The organism is Natrinema sp. 74 (assembly GCF_046097095.1).
Taxonomy (GTDB): Archaea; Halobacteriota; Halobacteria; order Halobacteriales; family Natrialbaceae; genus Natrinema.
The window spans coordinates 374,715-395,387 of record NZ_CP175699.1 but is presented as its reverse complement, the minus strand read 5'-3'; the positions used below and the strand labels follow the sequence as shown (position 1 = coordinate 395,387).

The following is a 20,673-nucleotide window of genomic DNA, read 5'->3' as shown; positions in this document are numbered from 1 at the left end:
CTTGAATACCGTCGGAGGCGTGGTGAGCATCGTACTCCCGTATTCGACCGCGTGTGGGTAGTAAGGTAGCGGAGAACGTGAAAGCAACTCGTGCGGGCGCTGTATCCCCTTCCTGCTCGCGCCTTCCCTTCGGTCGGCGCTCGCTGAGGAAGGGGGCTTAGCGCCCTCAATTACAGCTAATGGGTGCTGAGAGGAATATTTCGGCCGTCCCAGCACTGTGATTCATCGTCACTGTGAGTCGCGAGTGCTGATAGCGGACGACGCTTACAGAGGTATCCACGGGAAGCCCCTAAACATCGCGCGTACTACGCCGCCTACAACTCGGATACATTCTCAGTTGTGTTCGAGGCCGATTACGAGAGCGGGGACTGACGGTCAGCGTCGAAGAGGAGACTGCCAGTCGAAAATCGAGAACGTCTAGCCAGCGTCGTCAGTACTATTTTTTGAGCGCCGGCGATGGCTGCCGGCGCATCACGTAGTGACGCAGTGTGCAGTCGCGTGCGTCGGCAGACGACGGTGAAAACCGATGCATATGGTCATTTACACCCTGATAGAGGCATCGACGCGAGACGACGCAGTGGCCACCGGCAAAGCAGTGTTCGATCGGCTGATTGGAGCCGATCCGCACGCTGGCGCCGTATTCGACTACTTCGTCACGTTCGATCAAGAAGGCACGACGGTGGCAGGGAAAGCCCGTTGGGGCGACCTCCCAGTTGCAGCGCGCGTAGACTCTGACAAAGGCCAGGAACTCCTGGAGCGCGGTTGGGACGCAACGAAGAGCGAGTTCCAGCGGAATCTCAATCGAGTACAGGAGGCGCTCGATGAGCTTAGCGATGATGAGATAATGCGTGATGAGAACCTCCCCCGGCATGCCTTCCATCAAGTCGGTGCCTACGACGGTCCCTCGATTTTCCTGTACGACCAACACGGTTGCGGGATTCGCCACCGAGGCCAGCTGGATCGCATCGTCGACGAGAGTGACGACCTCTGGGTCGTTCCGGCGGACGTCCATTTCTAAACAATGCCCAGAATCACAAACTGGCGACGCGAGAGCCGCTCGCCAACGTTGGCGTATCGGAACACCGAGACTGGCGCTCGAGCCGTCCTGCATCGAGCACCGGACTCATACCGGTACGGAGTCAAGGTGAGCGAGCATTCTGGGTACTCGCAATAGGACGGACCGACCGACGGGGTTTTCAAGTGAGCGAGTTGGCAATTCCACGGGTCTCTAGAGAGCGCACTCGTAGACTTCGTACCGGAACAGTCCGATTGTAAACCCAAATCCAGAAACCCATATATACGAGTGGGTTTTAGAGTATACACAGTGATTTCAAAGGCCGGAATCGCCGTGATTGACGCTCTGAGTACCGGTCGAGAAGCGACGCCAGTGGATCTCGCAACTGAAACCGGGTATTCACAGACACACATCTACGAGGTGCTCGATGACTTGCTGGACGCGGGGCTCTTGGTCGAACGCCGTGGGCCCAACAACCAGCGGAAAGTCCGTGTCGCGGACCACCCAGTCATTGAAGCGTACCGGACGCTGCAGTCGGAGCTCAGTCACGTTGAATGGGCTGACCTCCTCTCGCCCGCCGCCCTCAAAGTGTGCTGGTTTCTCGACGAACCCCGTCGAGTATCCGAGATTGCAGAGCGACTCGGGATTACTCGACAAGGCGTTCACAAGGCGCTGTCGCCGCTCAAAAATCGGGCGATGCTGTCCCCGTCCGGCCCCGAGTACGCGGTGAGTGAGGACCTCGCACCGCTGCTGGCATTCGCGCAGGCCGTCGTGACCCACGAGCACCGATCGCGAGCCCGAGAGATCGCGCCGAGTGCGATTATCGAGTGGTGCGACCCGAAACGAACACTCGTCCGCGTGCAGACCACTGAAGATACAGACGCGCTACTAGACGCACCAGATTGGCAGGTGACCGGTCTTGGTCGATTCGAGGAGTACGGGCTGCAATTCTTCCTTGCAGGTGAGCCCGCGTTCTGGTACGCGCCCGACGAGGAACTTACACCGGGCGAAGTGGTGTGTCACACGCTCACCCTCGATAGCGGCTCCCGCCGAGTTAGCTATGCAATGTTGTTGATCGAGGCGTTGGACATCGACCAGGAAACGCTCACAGACACGGCAACGTGGTACGATCTGGAAACCACGGTCGCTGCGATGTACCAGGCACTGCAGGAAGGGGTCGAAAACTCGGACGAGATCCCTGTCGTCCTTCCAAGTGAATCAGAATTTATGGCGCTCAAAGAGCAGTACGGTGTAGTATGACGGTATTCAAAGGTGGCGAGGCGATCAAAGAGTTCCTCGAGGAGTTCGATAGCTGGCTGTCGGAGTCCGTGACGGTGTATCTCCTCGGCGGATCAGCGATGACGGTCCGGGGATTGAAAGACCAAACCGAAGATATCGATCTTGCGGTGGGTGTTGTTTCTGAGTTCGAACACGTTTACCAGACGCTCACGTCACAGGGATTCACGGTTGTCGACGAACCAACAGAGTCGTTCGAGGGCGTCGGAAAAACCGTCGAACTGCATCACGACAAGCGCGGGTTTCGAATCGATATCTTCGAACAGCAAATCGTCGGGAAAGTCTGGATCACAGACCGGATGCGCGACCGGGCCGAAGAGTTCTGGACCGGGAGTTTCGTAACAGCGTTCATCCTCTCGGATGAGGATATGTTCCTGCTGAAAGCGGTTTCCGGCGGTGATCTAGCGAGTGGCCGTCGACGCGACATCGAAGATATGCGGAAATACGCCCAGCGTGGGCTGGACTATGAATCGATTCTCACTGAGATCGACGAACAGCGACCGTTCAATACCAGCACGACTGAAGCACGGCAGATCCGTGATCGTTCGCATCCCCTATTCACTATCGAGATGGCGGTAAACTCACTGTCGGGGCTCCCAAACAAGTTCACCGCTCGTATCGCAGAGTTCGCGACGGAGTTCGAGGTCGAATATACCGTTCTGGGTGCTGTTGACGATGAGATCGACAACGTCGAAGTACTTCGAGATAGAGTTCTCGCGAATGTGCGAGCACTTTCGGACGACCAGGAAGATACCGTCGATGAAGCGATTGAGCGACTAGTCGCAAAGCAGATTCTCGAGCGCGACGGAGATACAGTTCGACGCCGCTGAGCAGGTACTACATGTTTGGGTACGGACTTAGATGATGCCGCCAACCACGAGCAGGACATTGACATCCTCCTCCGGCTAAAGCCGGAGGAGGATGTCAAGATAGTTAGAAGGTGCAGGTTCGTTTCGATCTGAGAAACGAGCTGAAATATATGTACATACGAGTATATATTAATATTACACAAGTTGATTGCGATTGCAGTTGGGTCAGTGAGTGTGATTCGACAGAAACTCCTGACAGCGGTCATGGTTGTAGCACTTATTGCAACTGGGATGACGGTCTCGGCAGGGGCGGTCACGACGCCGTCGGTTGAGACGACCTCGATCAGCGAGTCGACGACGGTGACGGTGACGGTGACGAACGTCGTCGACGGCGACACAATCGACATTGAATATCAGAACGGGTCGACCGATACCGTTCGACTACTGGGTGTCGACACACCGGAAACGTACGGGTCGGTCTCGCCCAGCGAATTCGAGGGCGTGCCGGACACGCAGGCGGCCCGTGAGTGCTTACAAGCCGCGGGTGAGAACGCCAGTGCGTACGCGACTGACCAACTCGCTGGCCAAACGGTCTCGCTGCAGTTCGACAGCCAGGCGGACCGACGCGGTGACTACGGTCGTCTGCTCGCGTACGTACAGGTCGACGGTTCGAACTTCAACTATGATCTCGTGGAGCGAGGCCACGCCCGGGTCTACGACAGTACGTTCTCCCAAAGCGATTCGTTCTACAGCGCCGAATCGGCGGCTCAGTCCGCCGAACGAAACGCTTGGTCGTGTCGAACGCCGAACGACGACGGCTCTGGCGATGACGGGTCGTCGGGTGGAGACGCAAGTGCACTCACTATCGATTGGGTCAACGCAGAAGCGAGTTCCCTCACCGACGAACGTGTGAAGATCACCAACACCGGCAGTAGTTCGGTTGACCTCGACGGGTTTACGCTCGCCGACGAGGCGGGTTATAGCCACACGTTTGCGGAGTTCACGCTCGGCGCCGGTGACTCGGTGTACGTCCACACTGGTAGTGGAACCAACGACGCCGACGACCGCTACATGGGCTATGGGACCGAGATCTGGAACGACGACGGTGACACGGCGACGGTGCAGACGGCAACCGGAACGACCGTCGCCCAACTCGCGTACTAAAGCGAGCGTAGCAGCTTATTTTTCAGACGCCTCGGCGGCGGGTCAGGTGGTGGCGACCGAATTCGATAACGAGCGGTGAAAGCCCTCGGCGGGGTCCGTATCCGGACGACCGCCACTCGAGTGCTCAGAGAGCTGAATACGAGCCAGTGGAAGTTACTTTCTGCGTCCGCCAGGACGGTGATTGCTTTGCCAAGCGCTGTAGCCGGATAACCAGTGGTACGTAACGGCCCGCCCCGCTCGCCGCTGCCGCCTTCCGGTGGGCAGCGTTCACCGGCGTCCCGCTTACTTCGTTCGCGGGACCTCCGCGTCGCTCGTGACCGCCCATTCCGGACGTGCGGCCGCTCTTCGCACTGCCCGATAGGATGCTCACGACGGCACGAATACGGGCAGATAGAGAGTGCTAGTACGTCCTCGACCTGCACCATTTGTCGAACAAATAACAAGACTGATATCATCGCCGTCGCAACGGTGAACAAATGTCCTCCATGACACGTCGCGCGGCCCTCGGCGCAGTCACCGGCTTCGTTGGCAGCGTCGCGGGTTGCGTTGGTCTCTTCGATGGGGAATCGTTCCCCATCCAACGGTCGTGGCAGTCGGGTTACCGTGATCCGTCGTCCGTCGCCACGACCGCAGACGGGCAGCTCTTGGCTGGCTCGCACAGCCCATTTCGTGATCGGCCGATCGTCGCCGGCTTGGACACCCAGACCGGTAAGACTACCTGGACCGTGACGGCCCCGAAGGGTAAGAAGTCGCCTCTCGGCGTCGGTGATGGGCGAGCCTACGCCTTCTCGAAGGCCGAAACGATGGTTGCTGTCGACGCAGCCACGGGTGAGACCGTCTGGCAGCGCCGGCTTGCACCGATCGACGAGGCCGACCCTGGGGTCGTCGAGTTCGCCCCCATCCCGCTCGGTGATCGCATCGTGGTTCCAATCTCTGGCACCGAAGACGACGTGCCCGACCGACTGGTCGGTGTCGCCCGGGCGGACGGTGAGACGCTGTTCACCCATACCCTGTCCGCATCGCTGTCAGGCGCTCCTGGTGCGACGTCCGGTGGTGTGGTTGCGCCCCTGGTCGACGGTCGTGTGCTTTTCCTCGACCGGACTGGCGAAGTCGGATGGACACAGGATATTGGCGCTGTGCTGTCGGCCGTCGGAGCTGCTGACGGGACCGCATACCTCGGCGCCGCCACCGAGGAGCTGCTGGCGCTGGAGACCGCGACCGGCACAGTCGCCTGGCGCGGCTCGCTGGCCAACACCGTATTCACACGGCCGTTGGTGACCGACGATCGGGTGTACGTCGGCGGCGCGGACTACACCCTCCGAGCGTTCGACCCGGCCTCAGGAAAGCAGCTGTGGCGCGATGACCTCGGGAACGCCGTGACCCACGGGCCGATGCAGGTCGGCGACCGCCTGGTGACGCTGGTCGGCGGGGGACACAACATCCGTGGCTCGAGCGGCACCATCCCGTTCAGCCCGACTGTACTCTACGTCCACGAGCAGGACGGCACACGCGTCCGAGAAGTTCGGTTCGATGACAAGTCGTTCGAGGGCGGCAGCATCGAATGGGCACAGGCGGCCGGCGAGACAGTCTATCTGGGACAAACGTTCGGTCTGACACGGGTCGCTTCGGAGGCGATCACCGATGCGTGACGCCGACACCGCTGCCGACAAGCACGGTTCGCCGCGGCACGCGAGCGAGCGACAGGACAGTCGGAACTGGTCGCGCCGCCAGACGCTCGCCTCGCTCGCGTCGGTGGGCACGCTCACGCTCGCAGGGTGCAGCCTGCGATCAGCGCTGTCCGGTGTCCAACCCCTCTGGGAGCGTGACTTCTCGAGCGCAATGGCGGCAAGTCCACCGTCCGCGACCGACGAACATGTCGTCGTCGGTGGACAGGACAAACGCCTCCACGGGTTCACGGCCGACGGGGAACGTATCCTCACCGTCGAAACCGGTGGACCCATCGAGACGCGACCGGCTGTCCCGTCATCGGGCGGCCCGGTCCACGTCCACAGCACCGACGGTGACCTCTACACGGTCGGGCTGTCGGGGGAGCGACTGTGGCACGTGGAGGGACAAGCCCGGGACGGGTGGCTCGGTCGACACGGTTCGCTGCTGGTCGGTATCAATTCGGTCGACAGTGTGGTCACCGGCTATGATGCGCATGACGGCACACGTCGCTTCCAGCGGTCCGGTCGAAGATATCCGTACCCGACGCTCAGTGACTCGGCCTGTCTCTTCCCCGTCACGAACTCGGACGACGACACGAAGTTGGTTACACTTGCTCCGGAGACCGGCGAGGTGCTGTGGGAGTTGCCACCTGGTAAGAGCTACCCCTACATCGTGGCTGCAGGCGACCGGATCGTGACGGTCCACAATTCTACCGTGCGGATGCGCCGGGCCCGCGATGGGCACGTCCTATGGCGGACCGCGGTGGACGGCGACGTGACTAGCATCTTTGGTCCGCCAGTCTGGCTTGGCGAACACGTCTACGTGCGTGTCCGCCGCGATGATCGCTCGGACGAGCTGGTTGCCCTTGAGCGCGATGGGGGAACCGTACGGTGGCGCCGATCCGTCGGATACGAATTCGAGACGGTGACGACGACCTCACAGGGTGTGTTCGCTGCAAGTTCGGTCGAGGACCCCGACGGTGGCGTCCTAATCCGGCTGGACGCCTTCGCCCTCGATGGGACCCGGCGATGGAAGACGACAACTGACATCCAGATCGGCGGGACAGTCGCGGCACTAGGCCGTACCGGTGAGATTCTCTTTACGGCCAGCGACAATGAACTCGCCGCCTACGACCCTGCTACTGGGGAGCGCCGATGGCGGTACGATCCGGACTCCTCCCGGATCGGTGTGACGACGGCTGATAACGCGCTATACGTTTCTTACCGCGACCGCGGTGGCGTGGCGCGGCTTCCGACGAGCTGACCTGGGACTGCTGGGAACCTACTCGTTCGACATCGCACAGGAATCTGTTCCGGCGCCGTGGTGAGAGTTATCCCTGGGACCCAGACAACGATGGCTTGCCACAGGGTAGGCGCACCCGTGGCAGTGGCACAACCCACCGAGTACCGAGCGAGTAACTCTCGCCGATAACGCTCTCGGCTTGTCAGCGACGATCTGCTAAAGTCCCAGAAATGGCACCCAGAAAGACGGCCGCCCAAAGATCGAGTTCGGGTACTTATTTGTGCTGGTGAACTACCGCGGGTCGGACAACCTCTCCCAGCACAGTCTGGCCAAACTCGACTATGCCGTCCAGACCCGGCTGGATCCCGACGAGCGCGACCACCACGCCTGCGGCAGCTGTGGCCTCGTCGGCATCACGAGTCACGATTTCGAGAAGGCCGCTACCGGAGCGTCAGTGGATGCCGTCACAGACTACGAGACACATCCAGACGACGGCTAAACGTACTGAAAGCTACACGGAACTCCCTCAAACAGAGGAAGATACGTAGAGACCGTTGTTAGAATCAATCCCCTGACGACGCTCGTCTTGTTTTTCATGGATGTCATAGGTAGCATGTTTATCCTCGAATGGATCAGCATGTTACCCGTGGCCGTTGGGGTGTTCGAGATAACCATCCAGCGTGAGCTAATATGCGTTCTCACCAGTATTCTCTTCCTATCGATATTCTATGTTTCCCAGCAGACCTCACTACTCGTTGAGAACGAAGACATTGGATGGCAGATGATCAGGCACATGTCTCGGGTGGTTATGACATAACGAAGGTGGCCTCGGGTTTCTCACTTCGCTCTGAGATAGTCGGGTAGAACCCCTTCCTTAAATTCGAAAACTCTTCCAATAGACACAGTATCGCCTACTCTTGTTCCTGAGAGTTCGAGTCCCCCGGAAGCGGAGTTCCGAGCGATCGCTTCTTGTCTTCCTGCACGTCTTCTTCTTGCACCAGTTCGTTCATACTCTTATCACCGTATTTTGAAGCAATCTTTTGGACTCGGTTATGCGTCCTCTGGAAGGAGTCGTCTAGATAGGACTTCGTTCGTTCAAATCCGCTCACATATCTTTCGCCTTTCTCTGTTTCTTCAATATCCCGGGATTGTCCCTCCTCATCGGTCTCGACAATCCCCATGTCGATATACCGCTTAACGCTTCGTGAAAGGCCTTCGTTGAATGGGCCTCGCTCCTTCAGAACAGAATCTACATCACTCTCACCCGGCTCACGGCGGTACCGATCTAAGAGCTTGTGATACTTTCCTCGCCCTTCGATCTCCCCACCTATCTCATGCAAGAGCAGCAGTTCCGGATGATGATCTTCGTCACTCATAGGTACTCATCGAGAGTTGTCACTTCAGTACTGATACGGTCCAACTGAATGATCTGTGATTGACTGTCCTGGAAGTGAGATTGGATCCTGTCGAGCGGAGATGTCATGATGCATTGGATATCCACATTTCGCAGATATCGGGCAGCAGCGTCCTGAATGTCAGATTCAAGGTTCGTGAGCGGTTCGTCAAGCACAAGCACCTCCCAATTGTGTGCATCATCATCTTCCTGAGCGAACTGTGCGACCGTGAGAGCAAATGCAAGATTGACTAGTCGTTTCTCGCCACTGCTCAGTCGGTCATATGGCCGAATACCTTCAGATCCCGTTCCCGGAAATTCCAGTTCCCCATCTTGGGTAAGGCCGACTTCAGTACCGAGCTCTGGTGCGATTTCTTGATAGACCTCAGAAAGTCGGTCAGTAAAGGCTTCTCGAATTTCTGTAAACGCCTCATCCTTTAGTTCCTCTATTCGAGTCTCTGCGACAGATATCGACTCGTCGATAGAGTGAACAATATTCTGGCGCCGTTCTAAGCGGGCACTGAGTTCCTCTTTTCGAGACTTGAACTCTTCCAAGTCTTCTCGTTTCTGCGCGAGTTCCTCCTCAGTAGTTTCCCGAAGCTGATCAATATCGTACTCTGCCTGCTTGAGCGCAGTTCTGACGAATTGATTAAGCTCGTTCAGTTCTGGCTCAGATTTCTTGACCTCGGTAATTTCAGCCTTTACTGCCGAGAGTTCTTCCTCTAGTTCCCCAATGCCTTCTTTCAGTTCCTCAATCCGGTCATCCGCACTGTCAACCTTTTCCCGAAGTTGCTCACGCAGTTCAGAGAGATCTCGCTCACGCCCACACTGTGGACATCTGTTCGGAAGTCGGTTCCGTGCAGTATCTTCCTCAACCAGACGTCCACAGACAGGGCAGGTAAACTCCTGAATGGCGTCGATAATAAGATCGTTTACCTTCTGCGTATACCGAGAAGCATCGCCCAATTCACGTCGCTTCTGCTTGAGGCGGTCTTCAAGGGTCCGCCGCCGGTCATAGAGTTCGTCAAGTCGTTCTGCAACGTCATCTTTCGCCCGAAGTCGATCTCTGATACTTTCGATCTCCCCCGACTCGATCAGATCTTTGAGTTCCTCAATCTCTTCAATCCGATTCTGGGTGCGGGAGACCGGGAGAGAATTCAGATCCTCTTCCAATTGTCTAATACCCGGCTCTTGTTCGCCACGTCTCCGGATCTCTTTGAGATGGCCTAAGTCGTGCTTTGCACGGCGATGTCGCTCAATTTCGTCTTGGTTTTCCGCACTAAGTAGCCCTCTAATCCTGTTGAGCAGTTCTTCTTTGGAAAGGTTGCTGATCGGCTGATTCGCCAGGTTTGCGGGAATGAACTGGAGACGAACGTCTTGCTTCGGGCCGATATTTGACTTCACTCCTTCATCAGCGTCGAATGACTGATCCGTACTCTCGTACGTGTGGTCTCGATCCCGTAGAACTGCATCAGCATTATCGAAGTACACATTCACTGTGCTACGCTGGCCGGGCGTAACACCGAACGTTCCGGAACGTCCATACAACGCGTAGAGAATTGCGTTGAATGTCAGCGTCTTACCGGACCGATTCCCGCCATATAGCAGTAGGTCGTCACCTCCTATGGAGTCCTCGTTGATTGTCGGGCTCTCTTCAATTGCGAAGTTTTCGACTTTGAGTCTACTGATTTTCATAGTTTTCTTCGTAGGGAACAGACATTTGTTTCGCAAGCCGGTTCAGTTCACGATAGGAACGAATGGAGAGCGCACGAAGCAATACAGGAGCGGTGACGACGCCGAGAATCACTCCAATATTCCCAGCAACCACGTATCCAGTGACAGGTACTGCGACCGCTAGGATGATCCCTGAAAGAATCGCTACGTGATGACCGTAAGCTAATTCATCAAATTCATCCACTGAGTCTTTGACTTCCTGTGGAGCGGAATCATAGAAGTCATTCTCACCGGTTATCTTCGCTATTGTCTCCGTAGACCGCTTCAGATTCCCACCTGCCCAATAATCGTTGAGCCAGTCGTTTGTGACGACGACGGTAAACATCACTGCCAAGGCGGGAATTGTTGCTGCCGCAAGCGCCAGCCTATCTGTCGATATGAGCGGAACGTCCCAATAGAGGAAAGCGAACAACGAATAGAGATATACGCCCAACGCACCCCATCCACCGTTCTTTATTTGGGACCTGACCCCCATATGATACCATTCAGTCAACAGAAGCCCGGAGTAATAAATTATATGGTAGTTGCCGTATCGTCCGTGATATTATCATCCTGACTCTAAATCTATTTCATCATGGTATTCGTGGAAATTACCCGTCTGGGGGTTGGTCTTCGGATTCGTTGTGCTGAGATGCGGAGAGTGTTTTGGACGGTGGCCTTGGTCCCACTCTAACCATTGATGGTGAACGGGGATAGTTGTAGCAGCGAGAGCAGTTGCTTCAACAGCAGAAGACGTGAGGAACCGTCAACAAGAGTAGACCATGAACATGCCAATAAATCATACAGGTAAAAGACACCTTCGCGGAACTCTAGAAGACTGCCAATCAAGCACGGAAATCTACAAAACCTACCACAGCTGCGGGGCCTGCCCTCCTGATTGCTGAAGGAGGCCCTCCGTTATAGCCTTCCGGTACTCTGATGGTTGCGGGAGACGGTCCGCCGCTCTCTCGAGGAGATCAAAACGTACTGGAAAGAATAGAGTGCATGGCCGGACACGGACCGGTGGACAGGTATGGACCGACTGTGATCAAGCTAGATGACATAATCTGGTATGATGATGGCGGCCAATCGATCCAGACGCAGGACAATGTGGATCGGCGTACATCGGCGATTACGACGGAGAGACGGTGGCGTACCGGAGTAAGTCGGCGAAACGGTTTGTGAAGTACCGCGACGGATTAGGCCCAGAACAAGCCTAAACCCTGCAATCCTCAAACTACGGCTAGACAGACGGACCTCCGATAACACCAATCCAGGCCAAGCCGACAATACTGACAATTCCAACTGTCACGGTAACTGCGAGCGGTTTCCCCCACGCTCTCCGGATTGCTTTTGCATCCTCTGTCTCTGGATAGCACCATAACAAGCCTGCGACAATCGCTGTCACGGCAAACATGAGGTAAAACACGAATGTCTGCCAGTCATAGCCTGCAATCATGTAGATTACCGGCGATTCAACGGCCCGATCAGCAACTGCATCTATACCCAGAATCAATATTGCCAGATCAACGCAGCAGACCGTTACCGATACGTGAAATGGCCACTGTCGCTGCCAGTACGAGACGGCCCGAGCCCACAATTGACGCGGCTGTGCACCCACTGTTCGTATCCGGTGGAGGTCGATATTAGCTGGCAGCTCTGATTTGAACACAGTGGAAACTGCTTCACAGACAGTAAGATGGACGAGAGCCGCAAAGAGAACGAAAACTACGTCAGTCTCGAACGATGAAGAAAAGTGCGTATCCAACGCACGGTATATTCCGCGTTCAAGCGACGTTGTAGCAAAAAATACGATAAAACCTGCAGCCATTGCTACACCGGCTGGATCCATTTTCGTGCCCCGGTACCGTTCGTTTGGGAACCGGCGAATATACAGTACAAGCCCGGCTGCCAGTACGCCGATAGAGATCGCCAACTGGACGACATCGGTGTACGTAGTGATTGCTGAGCCGATCGCCAGACACAATGTGCCGGTGCAGAGCACTATCACTGTGTAGCCGAATTCGGTAGTGATCGGTCGCGTGCCTTCATGGAGGTTGCTCAAGAGTTCAGTAAGTGCGCGCCAACAAAGCCAGAAGGCAGTGAACCCGAAGATGGTGAGACTGGCGAAGATGGCGCTGCGGGCGACAAGTCTGGAAGTGCCGTCGGGAAAGTTTGAGGTGAGGAAGACTGAAACCGTACCGAAGATCCCCATGATCGCGAACTGGGAGTAGTACTCATCTAGGAAATCACCGGTGGAAAGATAGTTGTCTTCCGATTCTGTGTCGTCCTCGGTCATACAGTAGTGCAGGAGTGTCGGTGCTGATTACTCTTAATTGTCTTGATCAATTGGGAAAGTGAAGCGAGAAACAAGTACGCTTTTTTAACGCCGGAGACAGTGTATAGTGTAGACGGCTATCTGGCGTATACCGACTAATGCTGGTTGAGGAGGTGGGCCCGGGGGAACACCGCTATGTTGTTCTCTACTGGTTCGCATCACACCATTTCCGTCATTCTACAGCGGTTACTTTTCTCGCTCTGATATTACGCGGTAGAGGAGGTTGACTGTAAATTCAGCGGCCGCTATTCGACCGTTCGCATCCATTATCTCGGCTTAGGTCGTATCTGCTGAGTGATGGATTGTTTTCCCTTGTAGATATACCCTCTAAGAAGACACAGTACATCCTCTGTTCTCAGAAGGCCGAACACGTTAGGAAAATCTGTGAGTTCTTTTGTACACTTGTAGACCAGTTCTGATAACCGGAATCATACTACCGACGGCTGGACTGGAAGGGTTTGGAGTCAGCCATCTTGATCTTCCTCGTCTATCAACCGCCAAATTACATCCTCATAGCTCTCGCCTCGAGATTTCCGCTCGTGAAGCTCATCTGCAAGTTCAGTTGTGACCCTAATGCTCGTGTAATCGGCCATAGCGGTGATTCTATTTCTATAACCATACATCTAAGCATATTGTGCAAGGACATGGATGCATACAATAGTTAAATGCATACATTTATGTGAATCGGGATAATACTATGAATTAGACACAGGGGCCGGAAAAACGATCTCGGCCGGGTGCTGGCACACCCGACCTGTGTCCTAGCTCAGGACAATGAGTATTCAACCGCGAACTCACGAAACGGTTTCGGAAGCACAGCCTGCTGACCCACGAGACGACTACATCCCTATCGGTATCGATAAAGAGGGCGCACACCACGTCTACCGGACGATTGACGAGTCGGTCCACGTCATCGAGGACGGCGAACGCCCGGTCCGCTACGACCTCGAGGACCTCGACAAGACGATCGACGATTGGATCGACTACGTCGATGCCCACCGTGACGGCTTCGAGATACAGCACCTCTATAGAACTCTCTCGGGCTCACTCGAGAGCGCAGTCGAGGTGGGCAACTAATGGTGCTTATCATCCCCAGCGATGTCCATCTCAACGATCACGCCCACTGCTCCGAGGATCGATATCGAACTGACCTCCTCGAGCGAGGACAAGCATGGTCAACTACTGGGTCTACCGCCCAGCATCTGAGTGACCGTGCCGGCGCCGGCGTGGAGGACGAACGCGCATGACGACCGATGCCGAGCAACCAATCCGCGTTCGTCTCGAGGAGGTCCTCGACGACATCCAGACGCTCGAGGGCCAGCTGGCTGACCCGTTGTCACTCGGGCCAGCAATCCGGAATCTCGAGGAGACGATCGAGGCCTACGAGCGACTCTGCTCCGAGAATTCCGGTCTGGAGGAGGGTACCCGATGACGGACTCGAACGCCTGGCTGTCAACCGTGAGTGATGACAGCCTCGAGTCACTGGAGACCCAGCCACCCTCGCCGACAGGTACTCACGATCACCTCCTCGAGACCCGGTTCAGCGGAAAGCAAATTGCGGCTGGCGAGACCGCGCCCTGTCACCACTGTGACGCCCGCCTCCACGAAGGCCACCCGATAACAGCTCATGCCTACCGGCACTCTGACGAGCCAGCCTACACCATCGCCGCCGTCTACTGTGCTGGCTGTGCACCGACGGACCTGATGGAGACGACACGGGGTCGGGACGACGTCCTCCTCGAGGCCGACCTCGGACTCGCCATGGCTGGGCAGACCCACTGGACGATCCTCGTCGAGCCGACCATCGTGGCCACCGCCTAACGAGCATCACCTCCAGTTTCCCCCAGAACAGTGCTCCAGTCAGGGACGGCCAGTTACCGGCAGTGGCCACGTCGCTCACCGTCGTCTCGAGGGCGTAGTCGCTCTCGGGGCAGCCAGCCCATCCATCGCCGTAGCGACAGCGCTGTGATCGGGGTGCGACGGTCTAGACCCTTTCTGGAGAACGACCCATACGGATCGGGACGACAACGTCGTCACATCGCAACCAGTTCGCCAACGTGGCGACGTTTGGGTGTCTCGCCAGGAGACCATCCCAATCCTCGAGAGTTCCTAAATCCCGATGACACCAAACGGTACCACCAGCGACGCATCGATCAACGACCGCCTCGAGCAACTCGAAGCTCGTATCGACGACCTCGAGAGTGAGAATGGGCAGCTTCGAGAGACAGTCGCTCGGCAGAGCGACCGAATCGAAGACCAGCAAGCACAGATCGACTCCCTCGAGGACGAAGTCGAACGGCTCCAAGAAGAGAACACTCGACTGGAGGCAGTCACCGATGCCGCGCTGAAGAAAGCCGGTGCGAACAAGGCTCGAATTGCAGAACTCCAGACGAGAGAGCTCGAGAAAGGAGCCCATCTACTCGACGAGAACGTCGACCCCGATTCGCTTGCCGACACCGTCGATCGCCTCGAGCGGTTCACCAAGGAAGACGGCAATACCTACGTACGGATCCCTGACTCAGACGATCCACTCGACCGTGGTGGAAGCGTAGCGTTATCACACGGCGATCTGCTGCCTATCCAGCAGCTTGCACGGATGGACGACGATATGTTGCACTCCTCGACGAACTCGTTACCAGCACGACTCGCTGCCAGGCTCTGGCGGGCACGGACCAATCCGAGTGTCGGTGATGATCCATGGCAAGATGGGTGTAAGGAGGTTCAGGAGTACGTGAAGGCCAGCGACATGAAACACTGGATTCGGCGTCAGGAGAGTGGCGTCAGTGATGCCTACGCGAAGAAACTCGTCTCGAGGACGATCGATGTCTTGCTCGAACTCTCGAAGAATCGGGTGGCCATCCGAAAGCAGACCGAACGGAAGAACGGACTGCCATACACAGAGCGTCGGGTGTTGTTGAAGACAGATGCCTCGATTCCAGGGAAGATTACTGAATCCGATAGATCGCCGGAGACGGCTGGTGTCCACGGCTAGGATTGACCATAGAGACTGATCACTGCCCAACCGGGCGATCATCGGTCCACGAGACGGTTACTACACGATATGGCCGGCTGTACGTGTGGTATCGTTACTTGTGGGTCTCTCGTTCGATAGGTCGTCGTAGGTGACTCCTCGAGACGTACTCGAGAGTCTTGTCCGAGGACATCATGTGTCACTTGAAGCAAGTCGAAGTCGGGGAATGATCCGACAGTCCTTCGCAGCATCAAGCCGATCTAGACGCCCGGCGGTGGAAACCTCCAATAGAGGTCTACACGAGCGGCTGGCGTGTTCCGGAAACGAGTCTCGACGCGGAATACTGGGCATATGCATCGATTGAAGACGAGGCGGGCATCAACGGAGTCGAATTCGTGAAAGAGGGATCCGTCGAAAAACGGTTCCCCGATGCCGACGGCATCGAGGTGACCCGTCGGTTCAAATACACGGATAAAATCTCCGGCGGAAACGTCGATACCAGTAGCATCAAGTCGACGGTCGTCTCGGGTACTGGAAGCGCGATCGACCTTACTGGTGATCTCGCGGGAGCCATCGCTGACACGACCCTCGGGACGAGCGTATCCCTGCGCGCGACAGACGCGAACGGCAATCGCCAGCAGGTCGTCGCCGTGGAGCGTGCGAACTTCTACGGGTACATGGCCGACGAACTCCCGACCGGTTGGGACCTCGCCGATAGGGAGATCGCTCGAAAGGTCGGTACCGTCTCCGGGTTCTCTGCGAGCATCGGCGTCGTCTTCCGGGACGCCGAACAGCTCCTGAACGATCCCGGTGCGTTCATCGACGGCATGCGGGCCATGCTCGAGCTCGTCGCCGAGGCCGATCCCGCCGTCATCGACAGGCTGATCGACGGCTACATCCAGCAGTTCGAACAGAAACAGGAGCAGAACAATCCGTACGACGAGGGCACGACGAAATACAGACTCTTCGAGGAGAACTGGTACGAGGGATACGCGCTCGGTTTCCTCTCGAAACTCGTCGTCAGCGGTGGCTCCAGTGGAGCGAAGAACGCGATCAAGAGCACCGATCGCGTCGGCGATATCGCGGATCGGCTCTCGGACAGTCGCGCCCTACGGGCGCTCTCGCGGATTGACGGCGCGACCGATACCGCCAAAGCGCGAGTGACCGCACGCCTGCTGCTGGCGACCGACGACGCCGCCGAACCGTTGCTGAGTCAAGCTGATACCGCCGGCCAAGCCTACCGGCTTTGGCGGCTCCAGCGCAGCGTCGATGTGAACGTCGACGCGATGCCCGAGGCAAGGCAGCAGCGGTTAGGCGAGTACCTCGCGAGGACCGGTAACGACGGAGCGAGGTTGTTCGACGACCTTGACCCCGAGGTGCGCGACGACTTCCTTGGGACGCCGTGTCGCCGGCCGTCGCTGTCGATGCCCGTCGGGGCCAGCGTAGGCGTCCGCCAGCAGCACATCGCCGGCATCGGACTGGCGGGCGGGTGCAGTGATATCGGGGACGACCTCCGCGAGCAGCTGACAGCCGTCGACAGCCGCAGCGACTCCTTCGACACCAATAGGTTCCTTAAGAACACCGACGCCGACAGTCGAGCGACGTTCAGCCAAGTCGACGATACGACTGCTACGCGGATGCTCGTCCGCTACGGCGAGGGCGACCTCGAGGCCGATCATCTCCGCCGAATGAACGAACTGCTGGACAGCGGCGACATGGACCAGGCCGATGCCCAGCGGATGATGGAGATGCTCGAGACGAAGGATGCCGATGGTTCGCTCATCGACGATTCGATCACCGGCAGCGATCTAATCGATATCGCCGAATCGGACAAGTCGAATCTGGCGCAGACGCGGATCGTCGGAAAAACGGACGACGGGCAACCGCTGTGGTTCGAGCGCGGGGAATACGAGATAGGCTCCGACGAGAATCATGGCTGGGTCTACCTGAAGGGCAGACACATCGACGCGGACCAGTTCGACGAGAAATCCACGACGACAATCTGGCCCAACGGTTAGGAGCTCCCCGACCGGATGGAGCGAAAGCTCCCGGACAAAACGGACGGTAGCGTGCCACGGACTGTGAGCCAGGACGAGATCGAACGTCTAGTGTACGAGGCAATCGATGAATCCGACGGTATCGATCCCGCAAAAGGCGATAACGTCTACTACGATCTCCCCGAGAGCAAAGCGTCGGAGACGGGGATCGAGACGATCCGCGTTCGTATCGAGGATGGGGGACGTATCACGACTGCGCACCCAGAGGATGGAGCAAACGCGTACAAATGGATTAATAATCTCGACGACTGGAAGAGAAACTACGAAAGCAACTGACCGAAAGGTGACGACAATGAGTGACGGTGATCCGTTCACGATCGAGTTCGCGCTATCGACCTCGGGCGTCAGTGATGTGCAAAGCGGGAGACCGCCTGGCGGAGGCTCCGTCCGAATCACGACGGCGGACGGGAAACGAGAGTACGATCTGAGCCTGTTTACGTACTCGTTCGAGGAGTTTCTGGAGGCTGTTCCGGAGATGCTTCGGGGTGGTCACGGCGGCATCTCGACCGAAGATACGACCCACCTCGTACTCGAGCGAGAAGACGACAGCCGTGGTCACGTCACGATCTGTTTCAGTCGGGACGCGATTGAAGACCCGGAGCGGCGGTTGTTACCCCGTGACGATCGTCCGCTCGATGCCGTCGTTCCCTTGTCAGTCATCGTCGACGAGGTAGTCACGGCCGCGGAGGATCTGATCGATCACATCGAACAACTGAATGAAAGCGCTGTCGAGCGTGAGTGGTTCCGAGACTTGAATGCGGACCTCGAGGAAGCCCGCAGCGTTGCCGAGGAACACCTTCAGTAACCTCATCTCGCACGCTCGGCAGCATTTGGCGTGGACGTGATGCCTGAGCCCACACAAAATGGTGGTCGTGTATCTGAAAAAGAACGTCTGAATTTACACTCGTCCGTTCGTCACTGGATCACTCGAGGCTGTGTCCGAATTCGAAGAGTTCGCTCTCGCCGTAAACCCAGACCTCGCCGAACAAAGCGCATATCGTGGACTTCGTGCGGACATCGAACGCGTCGAAGACGTCTACGATTAACCCTCGTAACCGATAGACGGCTAAACCACGGATCACCAAAGAAGTGAGATAATCAGAAACGGGAACGTCCGGACTGCATATCTGAAAAAGGGTCCAGCAGTCTGGAAGTACATCAATCAGAACGACGTTGGTTGGAGACAGATGGGGTGAAACCATGGTGGATAAATACGATAAAATAGATATTGACATCCAATCTCCGGGGGCCTATGATCTAGAAAGAGGATGGATGCCGAGTGCTGACATCCGAATACACCCAGGTGGAATTGAGGGTGGAGAAGACCGTCCCTGGGACGACGTAAGCCTCCCGAATGAGGTGTTCCCGGATCTGCTCCGATGCATGGCTGCGATTCTCGAGAACGAGGAGTGCGCTGCAGCGTTCGATATGGGGGAACTCGAGTTCACGCCCGTCCCGGAGAACGACGCCGTCGGCGTGTATTTCCATATCGATGGGGTGCCGCAAGATGTCCGAGATGATTCGGCGGATCTCGTCGATCGAACTGCTCTCGTCGAGGAACTCTATATCTCCATTCGAGGGTGGGCCGACGAGGCGCTGTCGGTCAACGACGATCTGACGGACACCGATTGGTTTCAGGAGATCGATGCGGCACTCACGGAAGCTGAACGGGTCCTCGAAGAGAAAAGGATTCGCTAACCGCTAGCGCCCACCATAACGTCTTTCTTCATCTATACGGCAATACACTACTCGGACCACTTCAAAACAGAATATCAGTTGTTCACCTACTCAGTGAGATAAACTAGTGCTTCCAAGGCAGACGATAGACAGACACGGAAATAGATTCGATGAACTGATTGAGGAGACAAGACTTAAAGACCAACGAGGAAGTTACCGCAGACAAGGTCCAGATTACGTATACTAGCTACGAGGAGATCGAGCAATGAAGAGTCTTCCATATTACACCCCGTCTGCAGTCGATGATACCGGTGAGGTGATTAAAGATATCTGTGCAGAAGTTGGACTGACAGTGGAGAAAATCCCGACTGAGCAGACTACTGCAAACCCGGACTCGTCAGTATTTCTCGTCTCTGAGGATAGTTAGGACTTCGAGATTAGATTTGATTCAGAGTCAGACAGTCAGGTACCTGCCCCAGAAATCGTTATCGCAGGAACCCCCTGGTTCGACAATCCGTGGGAGAGAGGCATCGAAGACGATGAGTACCAGCGGCGTGTCGACCGCCTGTTCGAAGTCATCTGCCGGCTTGCGATGGCGCTCGAGGTCGAATATGCGCCGATGTTGGGGTTTGTCGACCCGTTGCAAGTCTGGCCAACCGATCGGCCACTCGCTGAGAACATCGAGGAACTCCCGATATTTGGGATCTATTCCGAATCGATACTTGAGGAGTTCGGTGGCCTCTCAGAGATGTTTGACGGGTCGTTGTGGTACGTAGCAGAGCTCCCGAGCGGTCACACGGTCGTTGTTCGGAAAGACTTCCCGTGGAATAATCGGGAAATCGAACTCTTCGAGCGTACTGAAGGGCTTCCTCACCCGGTCGGTGTAGACATTCTTGTGAACGGCCTCGGCTGCCGACAGACCGAAGCAGAGTGGTCGTTCGACTATCTGCACAAGCACAGTTCTCCGACGACGATTTCAGGCGGTACTCGGTCGACGACCGCACGGGCAGCTGACGGCGAAGTGCTCGTTGCAGCCAAGCTCCATAGTGGTCGAAAAACGGATCTCGCTGACGTCCTCGCTGCGGTTCCGTCGATCGACCTCGGAATGGTCGAGACGCATCTGCATCGCGGCGATACTGAAGCCCTTCGTCAACAGCTCAGTGAGGCACAAGCGTTCATCGAAGAGGGCGGACTCGATCACCGATTCAAGAGTATGGTCGGTCAATCATCGGCCTCGGCCGAGGATATCGAGACGCTCCTCAAGTTCCTCAAGCAGCAGCAGAAGTAAACTGCACCCACTGCGATAGCAACAGCGACGGTATCTGTGGGT

The 20,673-nt window shown here is 56.8% G+C and carries 21 protein-coding genes; 17 read left to right on the top strand and 4 right to left on the bottom strand.

Going from position 1 to position 20,673, the window contains the following annotated elements:
- The first annotated feature begins 526 nt into the window (after positions 1–526).
- From ACJ70B_RS19810 to ACJ70B_RS19780, 7 genes are all read left to right on the top strand, one after another.
- On the top strand, positions 527–1,018 hold the full coding sequence (locus tag ACJ70B_RS19810; protein WP_408960169.1) for a hypothetical protein: 492 nt from the start codon (positions 527–529) through the stop codon (positions 1,016–1,018).
- Between the two features lie 306 nt (positions 1,019–1,324).
- On the top strand, positions 1,325–2,275 hold the full coding sequence (locus tag ACJ70B_RS19805; RefSeq protein WP_408960168.1) for a MarR family transcriptional regulator: 951 nt from the start codon (positions 1,325–1,327) through the stop codon (positions 2,273–2,275).
- Entirely contained in the window at positions 2,272–3,141 is an 870-nt protein-coding gene (locus tag ACJ70B_RS19800; protein WP_408960167.1) for a hypothetical protein, read from the top strand. Before ACJ70B_RS19805 ends, ACJ70B_RS19800 begins: the two co-directional genes overlap by 4 nt.
- Before the next feature lie 270 nt (positions 3,142–3,411).
- Complete coding sequence (locus ACJ70B_RS19795) at positions 3,412–4,284, top strand: thermonuclease family protein (RefSeq protein ID WP_408960166.1); 873 nt, start codon at positions 3,412–3,414, stop codon at positions 4,282–4,284.
- A 485-nt stretch (positions 4,285–4,769) separates the two neighbouring features.
- Positions 4,770–5,933: a PQQ-binding-like beta-propeller repeat protein gene (locus ACJ70B_RS19790; RefSeq protein WP_408960165.1), complete on the top strand. Its 1,164-nt coding sequence runs from the start codon at positions 4,770–4,772 to the stop codon at positions 5,931–5,933.
- Positions 5,926–7,215 carry a PQQ-binding-like beta-propeller repeat protein gene (locus ACJ70B_RS19785; RefSeq protein WP_408960164.1) on the top strand — a complete coding sequence of 430 codons (1,290 nt, stop codon included), beginning with the start codon at positions 5,926–5,928 and terminating at the stop codon, positions 7,213–7,215. Before ACJ70B_RS19790 ends, ACJ70B_RS19785 begins: the two co-directional genes overlap by 8 nt.
- Positions 7,216–7,480: 265 nt before the next feature.
- A complete protein-coding gene (locus tag ACJ70B_RS19780; protein ID WP_408960163.1) occupies positions 7,481–7,693 on the top strand; it encodes a hypothetical protein in 213 nt (70 codons plus the stop codon).
- 412 nt (positions 7,694–8,105) lie between these two features.
- On the opposite strand, the gene ACJ70B_RS19775 is transcribed toward ACJ70B_RS19780, so the two are convergent.
- The 4 genes from ACJ70B_RS19775 to ACJ70B_RS19760 form a co-directional block, all read right to left on the bottom strand.
- Positions 8,106–8,570, bottom strand: coding sequence for a hypothetical protein (locus ACJ70B_RS19775; RefSeq protein WP_408960162.1), 465 nt, complete (start codon positions 8,568–8,570; stop codon positions 8,106–8,108).
- Positions 8,567–10,282 carry an AAA family ATPase gene (locus ACJ70B_RS19770; protein WP_408960161.1) on the bottom strand — a complete coding sequence of 572 codons (1,716 nt, stop codon included), beginning with the start codon at positions 10,280–10,282 and terminating at the stop codon, positions 8,567–8,569. Before ACJ70B_RS19770 ends, ACJ70B_RS19775 begins: the two co-directional genes overlap by 4 nt.
- Positions 10,269–10,796 (bottom strand): hypothetical protein, encoded by a 528-nt coding sequence (locus ACJ70B_RS19765; protein ID WP_408960160.1) that lies wholly within the window; start codon positions 10,794–10,796, stop codon positions 10,269–10,271. The genes ACJ70B_RS19770 and ACJ70B_RS19765 overlap by 14 nt, the downstream gene beginning before the upstream one ends.
- Positions 10,797–11,543: 747 nt before the next feature.
- Positions 11,544–12,599 carry a hypothetical protein gene (locus ACJ70B_RS19760; protein ID WP_408960159.1) on the bottom strand — a complete coding sequence of 352 codons (1,056 nt, stop codon included), beginning with the start codon at positions 12,597–12,599 and terminating at the stop codon, positions 11,544–11,546.
- Between the two features lie 813 nt (positions 12,600–13,412).
- Here ACJ70B_RS19760 and ACJ70B_RS19755 point away from each other — a divergent pair.
- The 10 genes from ACJ70B_RS19755 to ACJ70B_RS19710 all read left to right on the top strand — a co-directional run bounded on the left by ACJ70B_RS19755 (position 13,413) and on the right by ACJ70B_RS19710 (position 20,631).
- Entirely contained in the window at positions 13,413–13,715 is a 303-nt protein-coding gene (locus ACJ70B_RS19755) for a hypothetical protein (protein ID WP_408960158.1), read from the top strand.
- Between the two features lie 166 nt (positions 13,716–13,881).
- Positions 13,882–14,070, top strand: a complete 189-nt coding sequence (locus ACJ70B_RS19750; protein WP_408960157.1) for a hypothetical protein — start codon at positions 13,882–13,884, stop codon at positions 14,068–14,070.
- Positions 14,067–14,459, top strand: a complete 393-nt coding sequence (locus tag ACJ70B_RS19745; protein ID WP_408960156.1) for a hypothetical protein — start codon at positions 14,067–14,069, stop codon at positions 14,457–14,459. The genes ACJ70B_RS19750 and ACJ70B_RS19745 overlap by 4 nt, the downstream gene beginning before the upstream one ends.
- 298 nt (positions 14,460–14,757) lie before the next feature.
- Positions 14,758–15,630, top strand: coding sequence for a hypothetical protein (locus tag ACJ70B_RS19740; protein WP_408960155.1), 873 nt, complete (start codon positions 14,758–14,760; stop codon positions 15,628–15,630).
- A 374-nt stretch (positions 15,631–16,004) separates the two neighbouring features.
- Complete coding sequence (locus ACJ70B_RS19735) at positions 16,005–17,627, top strand: hypothetical protein (RefSeq protein ID WP_408960154.1); 1,623 nt, start codon at positions 16,005–16,007, stop codon at positions 17,625–17,627.
- Positions 17,628–17,642: 15 nt separating this feature from the next.
- Positions 17,643–17,942, top strand: coding sequence for a hypothetical protein (locus ACJ70B_RS19730; protein WP_408960153.1), 300 nt, complete (start codon positions 17,643–17,645; stop codon positions 17,940–17,942).
- Positions 17,943–17,958: 16 nt separating this feature from the next.
- Complete coding sequence (locus tag ACJ70B_RS19725) at positions 17,959–18,471, top strand: hypothetical protein (RefSeq protein WP_408960152.1); 513 nt, start codon at positions 17,959–17,961, stop codon at positions 18,469–18,471.
- A gap of 395 nt (positions 18,472–18,866) precedes the next feature.
- On the top strand, positions 18,867–19,364 hold the full coding sequence (locus ACJ70B_RS19720) for a hypothetical protein (protein ID WP_408960151.1): 498 nt from the start codon (positions 18,867–18,869) through the stop codon (positions 19,362–19,364).
- A 244-nt stretch (positions 19,365–19,608) separates the two neighbouring features.
- Complete coding sequence (locus ACJ70B_RS19715; RefSeq protein WP_408960150.1) at positions 19,609–19,770, top strand: hypothetical protein; 162 nt, start codon at positions 19,609–19,611, stop codon at positions 19,768–19,770.
- A gap of 165 nt (positions 19,771–19,935) precedes the next feature.
- Positions 19,936–20,631, top strand: a complete 696-nt coding sequence (locus ACJ70B_RS19710; RefSeq protein ID WP_408960149.1) for a hypothetical protein — start codon at positions 19,936–19,938, stop codon at positions 20,629–20,631.
- The last annotated feature ends 42 nt before the right edge of the window (positions 20,632–20,673 follow it).